Below are 15,758 nucleotides of genomic sequence, written 5' to 3' on the forward strand. Positions count from 1 at the left end.
AGTTTAGAGGCGTTTCAAATGTAGAGTTCTTCCTATTTAGACTAGCTAATATCTATGGCTAAATTTTGAACCTCCCCAGATTTTAAGACTGATCCATCTATTGCTTTGAGGCTGCTATCAGCTAACCCGCAGGTCGGTCAGCAACAAGTGACTGTAAATAACCCCTTTGAGCTTACAGAAGCTTTGAGAGGTCTTTCAGAAATATTAAATAAAGGAGTGGTCGTTCTTGAAATTGTGTGGGGCAATCAAGTGGAGCACATCAAGCTGATTAAAAAATAAGCTCATCAAGGCTAGCGCTTGATAAGCTTAAACGTCTCTACTTTGTCTCCCCAAAACAGTTCTACGAATAAGAGACCGTTAGGGATATTTTTAGTGATATGACTGATGTCAATATCTTGTCTGTTTGGAGGTATTGATATTGCATAAACGAAAGAAGCTTGGCTTGTATTGACTTTCACATACAATTCTTCCCCACGATATAAGTTTGGATCCTGTAGGGCAATTCGCAGATTGTCTCCCTGTAAAGGATTAGGAAATAACCTCCAGACTTGAGAATCTTGAATTTTAGTGTTGACATTTACCATCAATACTTTACTATATTCAAACTTCCCATCCAAATCTACCTGCTTCAATCTGTAATAAACTCTCGTAGTATTTAGGGGGAGCTTATCATCTCTAAATTGATAATTTGTTATCTCGAAGCTAAAGTTCACGGCAGGCACTTGATCAATCATTTCAAATCTATCGACACCCTGAATGGAGCGCTCAATCTCAAAATGACTACTTTCCCATTCTTTCAGAGTTGACCATTTGATTTCGACACAGGCTTCTTCAGGCCCAGCTTGTGCTGATAGATCATGCCAAACGACAGGCAATGGAATAAAAGGCGTATTGACTACCTCACCATCTGGATCAGAGTAACACTGTGCATTACTTCCAGCTTCAGTTGGACAGCTGGTTCCGCCATCATTTGTTCTCCACCTCATAAAAATGCTTTTAAACTCTATTAAATCGCCCCACCTCAAAGTAAAATTTGTAATAAATACAGGAGTCCCTTTGGGTACATTTTGATTAAGGAAGAGGCAATGTTCTCTTCTATCACCATCCATTACGCCATTTCTATAGACGTCATAAAAGAATCTCAAAGAGTAAGCATTTTCCGAACTTCCTCCAAAAGTCACGAATATCTGTCCTTCTACAAGATCGCCGACCTCATACTCTTCACTATCAGGATCAAAAGGATTTCCATTAATATCTCTAAATTCAATTCTCTGAATATTCAGGTTATTCTGATTACAATTTTGAGCATAGGAAAACACAGGTAAAAGCAAAGTGATTATTACCATCAAAAAAAAGCGGATGTAATTTAATTTCTCCATAGCTCTCTGAGATTTAGTGAAATGAAATCACCTAAGGAAGAGAAGCATTCCTAAGTATTTATTGATTCAAAGATAGTAAAAAGAATTATATTCTGTTTATCAAATATATACTTTATTTTTATTCTGTTTTATCAATATAAAAATGTCTCCTAAATATGAGAAAATGCATTTGGTGACAAAGTTTGAACTAAATTTTGATAAGAAAGTAATTGGTTATAATTTAAAAGTCCTTTTCTATTGATTTTTTGGGTGTTAGGGGAGCTTTTGATTCTGATTAATTTGCTTGAAATCCAGAAGGTCAACTCATTTCGTATGTTGTAATTCATTGTGACATAACAATTCATTTACAAAAAATGTAAATAATATTTTGTTTTATGAAATACATAATACTACCTTTGAAATGCAATTTTAACAATGCGTCACCCAATTATATGAGAAAATTTTTACTAATCACCTTTTTTACAACTAGTGCTATGCTTAGTTGTATGGATTTGTTTGGGCAGGGTACTCCCAGAGATTGCGAAGAATGCAAACCAACAGGTAACAATAGACAGAATTTTGTGATTCTTGAAGCTTTTTTAAGCAATATCAATGGAGATAGACTCGATGTAAATAATTGTATCTCAGGAGAAACAATTTTCATTACTATTAATTATACATCAAGACAAGCTTTAGATAATCTAAAAATATTGTCAAGTCTACTAGTTTTAGCAAACGTAGGAAATGAAGAACTTTTTGAATTCGACTTTGATTACTATGTAACTTTAGCACCTGCTGCTAACGGATCTGCCCCAGGTCAAATTACTATACCTATCACTTTCCCAGAAGAGTTCCTGTTTGATTGTAAAACTCAAAGATTAGAACTGCTTAATTCAAGAGGGTTTTGGTCAGCAAACAGTCGTCCTATAACTGATATATGTGATTACCCTCCTGGACTATGTAATTTCTCTAACCAACCTGTCATAGATGTTGGTGTCAATGGGTTTATTTATGATTTTGATTTTGTAATCGAATGTTTGAACAGTTCTGCTGAAACCGTTGATGTGACATTCTTTGTTTCAGCATTAGCGGGAGGCAGTAGACCCCTAAACATAAACTGGGACATAAAGGTAGACGAAATCGAATATACAGAATTCCCAAATGGTGAGTTTTCTTTTACTGTCAGAGGACTAGATGGCGGAGAAACATTAAGCCCTAATTTAGTAATTAATGGAAGGCCTTCTGATACAGGTTTAAGTGATGATGATATTACTGTCCCAAATATTTTTTTTGCAACACCAAATTCTAAGGATAATGATATAAGTCAAGAGGTACAACCTAATGGTTTTGCTTCTGTTGAAATAGATAATCCTGAAAATTTCACTTTTATTTGGAGAGATGATTTCGGAAACTTTTATGACCCAGAAGACCCAACATTCTTAGGCGGATTATCTAATGGTATATATAGAGTGACAGTTACAGATAATGAAACTGGAATATGTAGGGAATACCAATTCCCAATTGATTCTAGAATACTTCCAGTTGAGTTGTATAACCCTACAGCAAGATATATTCAATCAAATAAATCATCACTTGTCTCTTGGGCCACTGCCAAAGAAACCGCAAACTCTCATTTCGAAATCGAACGCTCAGATAAAGGTATCAATGACTTTAGAAAAGTTGGCGAGGTAGATGGAATGGGCTGGAAAGACACCGTCACAGAATACCAATTCATAGATGAAAAACTCCCTCTAAGTGGTGGTAACTTATTCTACAGAATCAAGCAGGTAGACTTTGATGGGAAATCCACTTACAGCAAGGTTCTGGCAGTAAGGGCTGAGGGCGTACAAGCTACTACAGGCGCTTGGAGAGCTTTCCCTAATCCTACACTTGGAGATGAGTTGAGAATAGCTCTATTGGACAGGACACAATACAATGATGAGCCAATTACTTTCAGAATCGTACATCCTACATTGGTCACACAAGCCATCACTGTAAATTCTGAAAATGAAATGAATAATCAATTGGCTACCTTGATACCAAGAGTACCTAGAGGCGTCCTTGTAGTCGAAATCCAATGGGGACAAAAAGTAGAGCATATCAAAGTACTCAAAAAGTAATTAATTAAAAGTGTCTTTTCCGATATAAAACGCAAGCCTACCTATTTGGCTTGCGTTTTTTTATTGAAAAAAATGAAGCTTCTATTTATAAATGGGGTTATTTCATCAAAGCTACAACCCCCTTTATTTCAGATTTTTAGCAAAACACTTGTTTTGTAAAATACATTTTTATACATTTGAAATACATTTTAATAGTTTTAATACATGACTATGAAAAAAATTCTATTTTTCACTTTATTTACTTTATGTTTCATTTTTGAAACAAGCTACTCTAATGCCCAAACAGCCGATCAACCTGATTTAAGAATTGGAGACTGTACCAACTGCAGAGGAAAAAAAGCTAATTACTCTATTTTAAATGTTTATTTCAGTGACTCCAGTGGCAGCCCTTCCAATATATGCGATTCAATTCCACCTTATTATATTTCAATCTTATATACTTCTAACGCAGCAAGTAATATTCATAATTTTAGAATAATAGCAGATATATTAAAGAGAGACAGGGTTAGCAATGATACCATTGGTTCCCCTTTTTACATCAACGAATTTAAAGGTACTATTCCTCCATGTACAAGTGGCATATGCACCATAACCATACCCGTTCCAGATTTAGGGTTTGACTGTGTTAATGAATATTATGAACTCTCCAACCCATTGGTACTTTGGACTACTGCTGGGAACAAAGACTTCGAGGAAAAATATACTTGTAACGACTACCCGGCTGCCCAATGCGTAGAAGCTGAAAGCATCCCAATTGAAGTTGGTATTTTGAGTTATAGTTTTGAACCTAGATTTGAGTGCTTTAGAGAAGACATAGCACAAACAAGACCTTCTTTCCTGCTAACTAGTCTTTTTGGGGGTAATCCCACAAGAGAGTATACGCTTTCATGGGAATTTACCATGCCTGACGGAAGTACAATAACCTCTTCTGATGCTAATCCAATGCTCCCAGAGATGCCTTCAGGAGAAAAAATAACTGCTAAACTTACCATAAGTCAAACAGTGGAAGGGAGTGATCCTTTGGTAGGTGATCCTATCACATTAGAAATAACGATCCCAAGCGCCTTTTCCCTAGATGACATTGTTACATCTCATGTGATAACCGAGACTGAAGAAGGAAAAGCTACAGGATCCATAATAATTGAATTAGAAGAAGGAGACCTTTTCTACTATTGGACATCATTAGACGATCCAGAATTTTACTCCGAATCAGCCTCAATTGAGGACTTGCCAGAAGGAACATATACCCTTACTACCATAGATCTAACTACTGGACTATGTAGACTTGATGTATTCGATGTAGGCGCTAGAATTCTCCCAGTAGAACTTCTAAATCCAAATGCCAGATTCGAGCCTTCTAACAAAACCTCCTTACTCTCTTGGGCCACTGCCAAAGAAACCGCAAACTCCCATTTCGAAATCGAACGCTCAGATAAAGGTATCAATGACTTTAGAAAAGTTGGCGAGGTAGATGGAATGGGCTGGAAAGACACCGTCACAGAATACCAATTCATAGATGAAAAACTCCCTCTAAGTGGTGGCAACTTATTCTACAGAATCAAGCAGGTAGACTTTGATGGGAAATCCACTTACAGCAAGGTGCTGGCAGTAAGGGCTGAGGGCGTACAAGCTACTACAAGCGCTTGGAGAGCTTTCCCTAATCCTACTCTTGGAGATGAGTTGAGAATAGCGCTATTGGACAGAACCCAATACGATGAAGAGCCTATCACTTTCAGGATCGTTCACCCTACTTTGATCACACAAGCCATCACTGTAAATTCTGAAAATGAAATGAATGATCAATTGGCAAATTTAATTCCTAGAGCTCCAAAAGGCGTCCTTGTAGTCGAAATCCAATGGGGTCAAAAAGTAGAGCATATCAAAGTACTCAAAAAGTAAATACTCGTTCATTAATAAACAGAAAGGCTGTCCCGAAATCGAGACAGCCTTTTTTTACTTTTTTAAATAGAGACCTGCCAGGTTTTTAAAACCTGGCAGGTCTCTTTTACTTTTAAGTCAAACAGATTTAAATCTAATTCAACTCCTTAGCCATCATTTCATCTACCTTAGCTTTTACTTTTGCGCTTTGAGTATAAGCCATATATAACTGTTGAAATTCCTGTTGGGATAATTTACTATCTTCGATTACTTGTTGGATTTCAGTTTGCATGTCTTGTTGCATAGTCATTACCTTTTGACCTGCTTCATTGAACATGGCCATCTCTTCCGCACTTTCAGCTATCTCTGTCAAATTACCTCCTTGCTGTGCTTGTGCCAACTCCTGAAAACGCTCTACAGTCAAACCAGAAGCCTCAATAGCTGTCAACATGCCTTCTTGAGATTTCTCCTGGATAGGCATCAGTTCTAAGTTGACTTTTACAAATTCCTTCAACTCTGAATCCTTGAAGTCTTCTTTGATTTCCATCTGAGGTGGCATTTGCTGCGCCATCGCTACAAAACCTAAGAGTGTAAAAACAAAAGAAAGGGTGAAAATTTTAGAAAATAGATTCTTTGAATACTTCATTTTGGTAAGTTTTTGATTATTGATGCAAGTAAAATTACAAAATCCTTACCGAAATCACATTCTAAGTATTATTTTTAAAGTTTATTAACATAAAATTCTTTAATAAATACAAATTTTATTTATAAGTTCCAAATTACTTAGGGTTATCCTTTAAGGCCCACTTCATCAATGGCCCACTACTCATACTTGTGATGATGGCCATGATGACCAAGGCTACAAATAACTTTTCATCAATTAGACCATTCTCCAAAGCAATCAATCCTAGAATGATTTCCATGGCTCCCCTTGCGTTCATACCAAATCCAACTGCCAATGACTCCTTGACATTGAAGCCTCCCTTATAAGCCCCAAAACCACTCCCAACAATCTTCCCTGCAAAGGAGATCGCCAACACTGCCAAGGTCAACATCAGTTCAAAATTGGTGAAGAAATTAATCTTCAAACCTATAGACACAAAGAATAACGGTGCAAATATATTATTGATAAACTGATGGACAATTTCCTTAGCACGCTCTGACATGTGCTCAGAATCTCCCAGTGCCACACCCAACAAAAACGCTCCAAAAATAGAATGAATTCCCAACCACTCTGTGAAAGCAGCCGCTAAGAAACAAAATGCCATAGACAGAGACAGCACTCCTCCAGGCCAAGCCAATTTCTTATTCACCCAAGGTAGCACCTTATTGATGATGATCTTGCCAAGTGTCAACATAAAGAATGTAAAAAGCAAGGTCACACCTATCGTTTGCATCAAAGAAAGAGAACTCCCTTTTCCCATAAAGGATAAAATCACAGAGAAGATCAACCAGCCAATGATATCATTGACCATGGCAGACGCCACGATCAGCATTCCCATTTTGGTCTTGAAGAGATTCATATCCATCAAGATCCTGACGACCACCGGCAGGGCTGTGATGGACATAGCTGTCCCCATAAACAAGGAGAATAATAACCTGTCCCCATCTGCTAAACCAAAGAAGCTAGAGAAGTAATATGGAAATATAAAACCAAGCACAAATGGCACTACTAAGCCCAATAAACTGATACTCAAGGCTGATTTCCCTTGGGACCAGACCAAATGCAACTCTACCTCTAACCCAGCTATAAAGAGAAGAAGAACAACCGCAATCTGTACAAATCCATCTAGAGCTAAGTTAGCACTGGGATTACTCGCAAAGAGAAAATCAAAAGCTCCAGGAAAGAAGGTGCCTAAAATCGTAGGACCTAAAATAATTCCAGCTAACAACTCCCCTACTACAGCAGGTTGATTGAATTTTTGAGCTATTTCAGCGAATACCCTTGCCAGCAAAAGCATTGCTGCCAATTGCAGAAATAGATTGACTACATCTTGATGTGATAAACTTTCCATATGTAGCCCTTATTTTTTCTTAATAATCAAAAGATTGCAAGGAAGGTCACTTAAGATATCCTCCAAATCATGCGGGAAGATTCGATCAAAAAAACCTAGGTTTCCTTCATCTCCAACGATCAAGAGGTCAGCCCCAAAATCTATTGCAAATCGAGCAAGTTCTACTGCCCATTTACCACAGGTGATTTTGACATTCACACGCAAATCACCCTTGTCAATATTTTTTAGGATATTCTCTACATACGCTACTTCCTCTCCCACCAACTTCCTTCTGGTATTTGCCACTTCGGACTCTCCTCCTTCTCCGGCAGTAGCCATTTGCATTCCATACATTTTGATCTCATTGACTACATAGACCTGCTTGGCATGATCCTGCTGACACCACTCTATACCCTTTTGGATGACATAAGGCGTTTGTTCTTGTTGCGTACCATTGATCACTACTTTTTCAAAAGGAGTAGGTTCCATCAGAGGGTCAACCAAAGTCAAAACTGAACATTTAGATTTACGAATAATCTTTCTCGCAATAGATCCTATATAATATTTAAAAAACCCTTCTGTCTTCAAAGCTCCAGCTACTAATAGGTCAACACCTTCTTGATTACAAGTTTGAATGATCTTTTTGGCTGGATTTCCTGATTCCCAAACCACCTTCACCTTTTTAGGATCAATCTGATGCTTATCAAGCATAAAATTCAGATTCTGTTCCAAAGTTGCTGTTTTCTCTCCTACATGGATCAAAATCAATTCAGCTCCAAACAAATCCTTTAATCGCTTTGATTCACAGATCAATGCCTCCATTCTCGGAGAAAATGCCAATGCTAGTGCTATTTTCTTAAACATAACTTGCGCTTATAGATGGGGGAAAATACTAAAAAATATCTCTCCCTCCTAAAGTCCCAACTATCCAAGCTAATTATTTAAAAATACCTCCCACAATCCATTTATTCAAAATCTCGAACCTCTCTTGCATTATTTTAGTTTTAATAATTGATTTCAATTTAATATCTTTAACTCATGCAGGCATACGAATTTATCAACAATCTAATTCCACCATTAAAAATGACAGACAATGCAAAAAAGGCATTGGCATGGATGGAGGAGATTAGGCAGGATGTATTGCCTGTGGTTGACGAGGGCATTTTCAGAGGATTAGTCTCAGACGACCTCATCTACACCCTTAATGACCCAGATCTGAAAATTGCCGATATTAGTCCTGAATCTGTTGCATGCTTTGTATATCAGGACAAGCATATCTATGATGTCCTTAGAGTAGCAGCTGAACATCAATCCAATATGGTAGCGGTATTAGACAGAGAGCAGCACTACCAAGGTGTCATCACCATGGAAGATGCCATTTCAGCATTTGCAGAAAGTCTTTCGATCCAATCTCAGGGTGCAGTGGTCGTTTTGTCCATGTTCATGACAGACTACAGCATGTACGAGATCGCTAGAGTGATAGAATCAGAAAATGCCAAAATTCTATCTAGCTTTATTTCTGTGGACCCTCTCGATGATAGCAAGATCAAAGTTACCCTCAAATTGGATAAAACTGAGCTAAGACACATCAAAGCTACGCTAGAGCGATTTGGCTACAGAATCATTGATCATTATCAAGAAGAACAAGAGCAAAGCAATGAACAAGATAGAATTGGTAACCTCTTGAGATTTTTGGACCTTTAAACCAGCACCTACATGAATATTGCTATCCATGGGATAGGTTTCCCAAAGGAATTTGTACCCCATGTCAAAGAGCTTATTGCGCACCTGCAAGAGCAGAAAATAAGCATATTTTTTACTGAAGCTTTCTCAAAATCGCTGAAGAAACACCATGTTAAAATTGAATCTTATGAGCCCCTACTCCCTAAATCACTGATTTCAGAAATGGATTTTGTCCTTTCTGTCGGTGGAGATGGAACATTGCTTGATACAGTATGTTTAGTTGGTAGCCATGAAATCCCGATCGTTGGGATCAATTCTGGTAGGTTAGGATTTTTAGCTACTGTCGCCAAAGATGACATCCAGCAAGCTGTTAAAAGCCTGATTAACCAAGAATATACAATAGAAAAAAGGGCTTTAGTCTCTGTTCACACAGATAAGCAACTTTTCAATGGAGTCAATTTCGGTCTCAATGAATTTACTATTCATAAACGAGACACCTCTTCTATGATTACTATTCACACTTACATAGACGGGCAATACTTGAATTCTTATTGGGCTGATGGCTTGATCGCTGCTACTCCCACGGGATCTACAGGATACTCCTTGAGCTGCGGTGGTCCTCTGATCAGCCCGGGAGCAAGAAACTTTGTCCTGACACCTGTTAGTCCACATAATCTCAATGTAAGGCCCATGATCATCTCAGATGAATGTGAAATTAGCTTCAAAGTGGAAGGTCGAGGTGAAAAATTCTTAGTCTCTTTGGACTCAAGGTCCACTACTATAGATGCTAGTGACGAGCTGAAAATCAAAAAAGCTCCATTTGCTGCCTGTCTGGTAAAATTCCCTGGCTATCACTTTTTCGACACCCTCAGACAAAAACTGAACTGGGGTTTTGATATGAGGAATTAAAGGCCTTGTGAAAAAAAATGAGTTTTTAATTGGATACTCGTAATTAAAATTGAAAGTACTTATTGATGAAATCAGATATTGGTGGATCCTTGATACTAATAGATGACTTGGTCCAATTTTTCGAAATTGATTCAATCACTTCCATTATTCAGATGACAATCGAAAATTTAGAAAACTTATTAGAGTGACTTCTATACTCTATTGACTGTCGATTGCTGAAAAGCAAATAATCATGTAACCCTAAATTTCTTAATTGTTTCCGCCAAAAGAATCAAATCAGCTTCTTCGTGCCATGCTGATAAAACAACCCTATGAATAGGCTGATCGGAAGGTCTAGGGTATGGAAAGGATGAAACTATAAATTGATGGGCAAACAAATAACTCACCAAATCAGCCTCTCTAAAACTAAAAACAGGATAACCCTTTGCTGATGTAAAAAAAGATAAGCCTACGGTCAGCTCATTGAACAAGCTAATATGAGATCTAAGTTTGTCGAATTGCGCTGAGTATAATGCTTGAGCCTTTAGAAATACTGATAAATAAGCTGGAGGTGGAGGAGAAGCACCTCTGAAAATCACTTGCGATGACAATTCCTGCATCGACTCCTGATTGCCCAATACAATTCCTGCTGGCAAACCCAAACCCTTACCAAGAGAGCCTGACACAAATAGCCGAACAGGCAAATCCTTCCAAAGAGCGTAAGTCCCAAAGACCCCTTCTCCAACCAATCCAAAAGCATGACTATCATCAATCAAAAGCGTATATTGATTCCCTTTTGGTAATTGACTCATCCAAGAAAAATCATGGATTTCTGGTTTCAATGCATCCACAGCATTCGCAAGGATTAAAATACTTTTGTTCTGATACTGATTAGCGTAATATTGAATTGCATTTATCCAGTCTTCTGCTTTGCCATAACTTTTCCCTGCTAAGGCATTGGGAAAAACTGCTGGATGAGTGCCTGGAGCAATAAAAATAATGTCTGCTTCTTTTTCCAAATGAGATATTATAGCATAACCTGCCAAAAAACCACTGCTAAATGCCAATGCTCGCTCTGACCCTGCCATTTGAGCAAAGTAGCTTTCAAACGCATCATAAATACCCAATCTGACATTGTTGACCCTACTCAGTCCATGACTCAAACCAAGATGATCCATCTCCTCCTTAACCAAACTTCGAAACTCTTCCAAAGCCTGCATTCCTAAATAGGAAGTCCCACTAAAATAGAGATAGTCTTTACCTTCATTTCGAATAACACGACCGATGGGTTGATTGAGGTATAATGGATCCATATCGGGATGAAGTTAAAAAATAATAGGCATAAAAAAACCCTCAATTGCTTGAGGGTTTTTTTGAATTTATAATTTTAAATGATATTAGAAAGTATATCTTATACCAAATTGAGCTCTCCATCTAGAGAAGAAATCATTTACAGCAAAAGTATCATCAGATCCACTAACAAATGACTTGAAGGCCGGTCTTGTTGTTGGAACTGGTGTCACCACACCATTAACTGTTCTAGGCTCTCCACCTGCTTGTCCTCCAAAAGAAGCAACAGAAACTGGCTGAGTATTATTAGAGTTAAATGAACGACCCCAGTTACTGTTAAGCATGTTTCCAAAGTTCAAAACATCTAAAGTAAACTCAAGCTTACCTGCAGACTTTGTCATAAACTCTTGAGCGATTCTGATATCGAATCTATGTTCAAAAGGAGTTCTACCACCATTTCTTTCAGCATACTGACCCTTTCTGCTACTCAAATAGCTATCATTATCTATAAAGGCCATCAAATCTGCAAATTGCTGATCAGCAGAAGCTTGAAGAACCCACTGCCCATTTGACAAAGAATATCTATCATATAAGAGGATATCACTTCTCTGTCCAGGAACAAATATCAAATCATTACCAAAGACTCCATCTCTATTCATGTCGCCGTTATATGTAAAAGATTGCCCTAAACCAGACTGACCATTATAGAATACACCTACGGATGTAGCCATGAAACCAGCGTATTCTTTTCTATAAGTTAAGGTACCTATCAATCTGTGAGGAACCATGAAATTTGAGAAAGAAAGTTCTGGATTATTTGGATTACCGATAGTAGGAACACCTCTAAAGTTAGAAATAGCTTGAGAGGAAGTACCTGGGTTGATGTCTTTAGATACACCATAGTTATATCCAATATTAGCATAAAGCCCATTTGTCCATCTTTTGCTAACTTGCGCACTTAAGTTATATGCATAACCTTCATCAGTGTTTGTCAAATAAACTATGTCTGTGAAGTCAGGATTCACTCTAGCTCCATTAAACCTAGGTCTATTATCAGCACCTTCGAATTTTGTGAAATTAAAATCTTCTAGACCAGCGATATTCAAGTTTTGATACAGAATATTGTTGAAATTCTTAGTATAAATACCATCAAAACTAGCCACAATACCATTTGCAAACTTATAATCCGTGCCTATATTCAACCTAAATACTTGAGGGTATTTAAAGTTAGGGTCTGTTACATTTATCTCGGAAGTAAACGTTGGGAGACCTAGATCAGCAGCATTCGGTTGAGTCGAAGGGTTTGGGTTAAATGTAAATCCAGCAGGGAAATCGCCTCTTTGTCTTTGAGCCTGTAGTCGAGCAATTTCGATACCTGTATTAGAGAATTGATTAGACAACCATACAAAAGGTAATCTTCCTGAGAAAATTCCAGCTCCTCCTCGTAATTGGAACGTCTGATCTCCTCTTACATCCCAATTAAAACCTACTCTAGGTGACCAAAGTAAGTTTGAAGAAGGAATTACATCAGTTCTTACTCCATATCTGCTTGCTGCCAATGAATTATTAAACGTCTCATTTGATGTTGGTTGATCAAAAAATACAGGTATGTCAGCCCTTACTCCAAATGTTAATCTAAGATTATCTGTTGCTTGGTATTCATCTTGAGCATAAAAACCCAATTGCGCCGCACCAAATTCAGCTCCCCAATTTGGTTGACCTGGAACGTTTGAAAAAGAATAATCATAGGTTAAAGGAAAAGCTTCGTTTCCTGTACCTACAGTCAACCAGTCGTCTAAACTAGCATATCTGTACGAGCCAAATGCCTGTCTGATAAATAAATTAAATACTTTATAAAACTCATTGTGAGTACCTAAAGTAATAGTATGTTTGCCTTTGTAAATGCTCAAATTATTTGTTAAAGTAAATACATCCTGATTTAATGTATTAGCAGTACCAAATTGTTCTGAACCCAATTGAACACTTCTGTTTCCAAAATCAACTCTAACAAATGGGAAAGGATCACCTACAAAACCTCTGTCATCACGAACAGTCGTATAACCAATCCTAAGCTCATTAGCTACCGAATTAGAAAATCTAGTATTTAATTCAGCAACTGTAGTGTTTGTTGTACTTGGAAAGAACTGAGCTCCACCTGACAAAACAAATGTGTTCGCATTTCTGAAGATACTCAAAGACTCAGAATTCACATAATTATGTCTGATTGAAAATTTATTTTTATCGTTGATATTCCAATCCAATCGAACAAAGAACTTTTGAGTTTTATCTTCTTCATTGAACCTATCAGAATTACCAATATCTGCCCCAGGAGCAATTCGATTAATAACACTTACCACCTGATCTACTTCTTGTTGAGTAAGGTTAGAACCTTCACCAATACCGAACAGTTTTGGCTGAGTTCTTTCAGTTAATTCAGCATTGGCAAAGAAGAATAATTTATCTTTAATGATCGGCCCACCTACTCTAAAACCATATTGCCTTTCAGAATAGTCGGGAACTCTTTGCCCTTCCGTACTTTCTAATACTCCTTTACCTGTAAGACCTTGGTTATTCACAAAATAATATGCAGAACCTTTAATCTCATTTGTACCAGACCTAGTAACAGCATTGATGCCACCACCTGTAAATCCTCCCATTCTTACATCAAACGGAGCAATTTCAACATTAATTTCTTCAATAGCATCAAGAGAAATAGGTTGCGTACCAGTTTGACCTCCATTTGTACCAGAAGGAGCTAAACCAAAAACGTCATTGTTAACTGTACCATCTATGGAAAATTGATTATATCTATTATTTGATCCAGCAAAAGAAATACCACTACCTCTTGTAGAGGCCAAAGGTGATAACCTTGCATAATCTTGAATACTTCTGTTGATGGTTGGCAAACTATTGATCGCATCTGAGTTTACACTTGTAGAAGCACCAGTTCTATTTCCATCAAAAATTTGATCTCTAACAGATGTGACAACAAACTCGTCAAGGTCTGACGCATCATCTCTTAAGACTACGTTGATGCTTTGAGTTTGACCTAATGAAAGGTATACATTATCATATCCGGCAGTCTCGTACCCAATGAAAGATACTGCAATAGTATATGGACCACCTACTCTCATACCTGGAATTGAGTATCTCCCTTCTAGATTGGTAACAGCACCATATCTAGTACCTGATGGCATGTGTGTTGCCACCACGTTTGCTCCAGGTAATGTCTCACCTGATGCATCAGTAACTCTTCCGTTGATACCAGAAGTAGTCACACCTTGCGAAAACACAAGACCCGTACTGAATACGAGCATCGCTATCGCAAATAAACTCTTTAGTAATGATTGCCTCATAATTTTTGTTTTTTTGTGGAAAATTTTAGAATTACAGTTTTAGGATTTACTTAGTTTTTCCGAATACAAATGTATAGCACTTAGACAAGTTTTCTTTTTTGTAATTGTTAAGTTTTAACATTTATTCACAATATTACTTAACAATTTCTTAACATTGAAAAAAGAAGGAAATTTTCTTTTTGCCTGAAATTTTGCATTTCAAACGGTTTAAACCCATGGATTACCCACTTATACTGAAATTAACTTCTTTGATCTATTTTAGTGTTAAGTTTTCTTTAACTCAATGTTAACACAAAATTGGGTTCAAAAAACCTAAAAATAATTGGCTATATTTCCACTTTAAACCTCAATTAAAACGAGCCAATCCATGCGAAATAAAAATATCCTTTGGTTGTATATATTTCTTCTCGTTGCCGTGATAGATCTTTTTTTTACAGCAGAAGGAAATTCAGGATATAGATTATACAGCAAGCCATTGATTATCTTGTCATTAGGATTCTACTTTTGGCAAATCAGTAAAAATATCGCTGGCAGCTTGATCCGTAAAGCCATGTTGGGAGCACTGATATTTTCTTGGTTAGGTGATGTACTCCTGCTTTTTCCTCACCTCTTCCTATATGGCTTGGGGGCATTCTTGATGGCGCATGTCTGCTTTATTATCAGTTTCAAGATAAGCCAAGAAAAGCCTTTCGAAATTGGTCAAGTCAATTTCATTAAATTATTTCTATACAATCTTCCCATTTATCTCCCAGCCGGCATAGCCTACTTCTTGATCAACCCAGGATTGGGAGAACTCAAGATCCCTGTAGTCATCTATATCCTTATTATTGTCACGATGGTCACGACAGCTAGAGAGCGATTTGGGAAAACCAATGCCTCCAGCTTCTGGCAAGTTTTTATTGGTGCTTTTACATTTATGATTTCAGATGGGATACTTGCAGTCAATATGTTTTACAAGCCCTTCCCCGAGGCTCCTGTACTCGTGATGGGCAGCTATATACTCGCTCAACTTTTGATTATAATGGGTATAAGGGCTCATTATTTAAAAAACTAAGAGAAATAATAAATATATTTTAAAATTAATATTCTCTTTTTAGGCTCTATATGATTTGTAGTGGGTAACTGAAACAAAAGTCAAGAAAGTCTTAAATTTGTTTGATGAACAGCAACCAGATTTTTGAGATGGCGCTT

At 37.3% G+C, this 15,758-nt stretch carries 12 protein-coding genes; 6 read left to right on the forward strand and 6 right to left on the reverse strand.

Translation table 11 applies throughout. From position 1 onward, the window contains the following. Positions 1-105: 105 nt before the first annotated feature. Entirely contained in the window at positions 106-279 is a 174-nt protein-coding gene (locus CHB66_RS17040) for a hypothetical protein (protein WP_170932521.1), read from the forward strand. A gap of 11 nt (positions 280-290) precedes the next feature. Here CHB66_RS17040 and CHB66_RS16350 read toward each other — a convergent pair whose 3' ends face one another. Continuing rightward, a complete protein-coding gene (locus CHB66_RS16350; protein WP_089242489.1) occupies positions 291-1,379 on the reverse strand; it encodes a hypothetical protein in 1,089 nt (362 codons plus the stop codon). 431 nt (positions 1,380-1,810) lie between these two features. On the opposite strand from CHB66_RS16350, the gene CHB66_RS16355 reads away from it, so the two are divergent. Then, entirely contained in the window at positions 1,811-3,478 is a 1,668-nt protein-coding gene (locus CHB66_RS16355; protein WP_170932522.1) for a hypothetical protein, read from the forward strand. Positions 3,479-3,688: 210 nt separating this feature from the next. Beyond that, positions 3,689-5,377: a hypothetical protein gene (locus tag CHB66_RS16360; RefSeq protein WP_089242491.1), complete on the forward strand. Its 1,689-nt coding sequence runs from the start codon at positions 3,689-3,691 to the stop codon at positions 5,375-5,377. A gap of 133 nt (positions 5,378-5,510) precedes the next feature. Here the strand turns inward: CHB66_RS16360 and CHB66_RS16365 are convergent, their stop codons facing one another. The 3 genes from CHB66_RS16365 to CHB66_RS16375 all read right to left on the reverse strand — a co-directional run bounded on the left by CHB66_RS16365 (position 5,511) and on the right by CHB66_RS16375 (position 8,214). Continuing rightward, complete coding sequence (locus CHB66_RS16365) at positions 5,511-6,002, reverse strand: DUF4168 domain-containing protein (RefSeq protein WP_089242492.1); 492 nt, start codon at positions 6,000-6,002, stop codon at positions 5,511-5,513. A 133-nt stretch (positions 6,003-6,135) separates the two neighbouring features. Continuing rightward, positions 6,136-7,371, reverse strand: coding sequence for a cation:proton antiporter (locus CHB66_RS16370; protein ID WP_089242493.1), 1,236 nt, complete (start codon positions 7,369-7,371; stop codon positions 6,136-6,138). Positions 7,372-7,380: 9 nt separating this feature from the next. Further along, positions 7,381-8,214, reverse strand: coding sequence for a universal stress protein (locus tag CHB66_RS16375; RefSeq protein ID WP_089242494.1), 834 nt, complete (start codon positions 8,212-8,214; stop codon positions 7,381-7,383). A 174-nt stretch (positions 8,215-8,388) separates the two neighbouring features. Here CHB66_RS16375 and CHB66_RS16380 point away from each other — a divergent pair, with 174 nt between their 5' ends. After that, positions 8,389-9,054, forward strand: a complete 666-nt coding sequence (locus CHB66_RS16380) for a CBS domain-containing protein (protein ID WP_089242495.1) — start codon at positions 8,389-8,391, stop codon at positions 9,052-9,054. A 12-nt stretch (positions 9,055-9,066) separates the two neighbouring features. Then, a complete protein-coding gene (locus tag CHB66_RS16385) occupies positions 9,067-9,942 on the forward strand; it encodes an NAD kinase (protein WP_089242496.1) in 876 nt (291 codons plus the stop codon). A gap of 230 nt (positions 9,943-10,172) precedes the next feature. Here the strand turns inward: CHB66_RS16385 and CHB66_RS16390 are convergent, their stop codons facing one another. Then, positions 10,173-11,234 (reverse strand): aminotransferase class I/II-fold pyridoxal phosphate-dependent enzyme, encoded by a 1,062-nt coding sequence (locus tag CHB66_RS16390; protein ID WP_089242497.1) that lies wholly within the window; start codon positions 11,232-11,234, stop codon positions 10,173-10,175. A gap of 84 nt (positions 11,235-11,318) precedes the next feature. Then, a complete protein-coding gene (locus CHB66_RS16395; protein ID WP_089242498.1) occupies positions 11,319-14,567 on the reverse strand; it encodes a TonB-dependent receptor in 3,249 nt (1,082 codons plus the stop codon). Positions 14,568-14,934: 367 nt separating this feature from the next. Here CHB66_RS16395 and CHB66_RS16400 point away from each other — a divergent pair, with 367 nt between their 5' ends. Next, complete coding sequence (locus CHB66_RS16400) at positions 14,935-15,621, forward strand: lysoplasmalogenase (protein WP_089242499.1); 687 nt, start codon at positions 14,935-14,937, stop codon at positions 15,619-15,621. Positions 15,622-15,758 lie beyond the last annotated feature (137 nt).

Origin of the sequence: Belliella buryatensis, assembly GCF_900188245.1 — a bacterium.
Classification (GTDB): Bacteria; Bacteroidota; Bacteroidia; order Cytophagales; family Cyclobacteriaceae; genus Belliella; species Belliella buryatensis.

What these genes read in the sequence shown, in the direction of transcription:
- CHB66_RS16350 (WP_089242489.1), bottom strand. Translation starts at nt 1,379, where the DNA reads ATGGAGAAATTAAATTACATCCGCTTTTTTTTGATGGTAATAATCACT.
- CHB66_RS16355 (WP_170932522.1), top strand. Translation starts at nt 1,811, where the DNA reads ATGAGAAAATTTTTACTAATCACCTTTTTTACAACTAGTGCTATGCTT.
- CHB66_RS16360 (WP_089242491.1), top strand. Translation starts at nt 3,689, where the DNA reads ATGAAAAAAATTCTATTTTTCACTTTATTTACTTTATGTTTCATTTTT.
- CHB66_RS16365 (WP_089242492.1), bottom strand. Translation starts at nt 6,002, where the DNA reads ATGAAGTATTCAAAGAATCTATTTTCTAAAATTTTCACCCTTTCTTTT.
- CHB66_RS16370 (WP_089242493.1), bottom strand. Translation starts at nt 7,371, where the DNA reads ATGGAAAGTTTATCACATCAAGATGTAGTCAATCTATTTCTGCAATTG.
- CHB66_RS16375 (WP_089242494.1), bottom strand. Translation starts at nt 8,214, where the DNA reads ATGTTTAAGAAAATAGCACTAGCATTGGCATTTTCTCCGAGAATGGAG.
- CHB66_RS16380 (WP_089242495.1), top strand. Translation starts at nt 8,389, where the DNA reads ATGCAGGCATACGAATTTATCAACAATCTAATTCCACCATTAAAAATG.
- CHB66_RS16385 (WP_089242496.1), top strand. Translation starts at nt 9,067, where the DNA reads ATGAATATTGCTATCCATGGGATAGGTTTCCCAAAGGAATTTGTACCC.
- CHB66_RS16390 (WP_089242497.1), bottom strand. Translation starts at nt 11,234, where the DNA reads ATGGATCCATTATACCTCAATCAACCCATCGGTCGTGTTATTCGAAAT.
- CHB66_RS16395 (WP_089242498.1), bottom strand. Translation starts at nt 14,567, where the DNA reads ATGAGGCAATCATTACTAAAGAGTTTATTTGCGATAGCGATGCTCGTA.
- CHB66_RS16400 (WP_089242499.1), top strand. Translation starts at nt 14,935, where the DNA reads ATGCGAAATAAAAATATCCTTTGGTTGTATATATTTCTTCTCGTTGCC.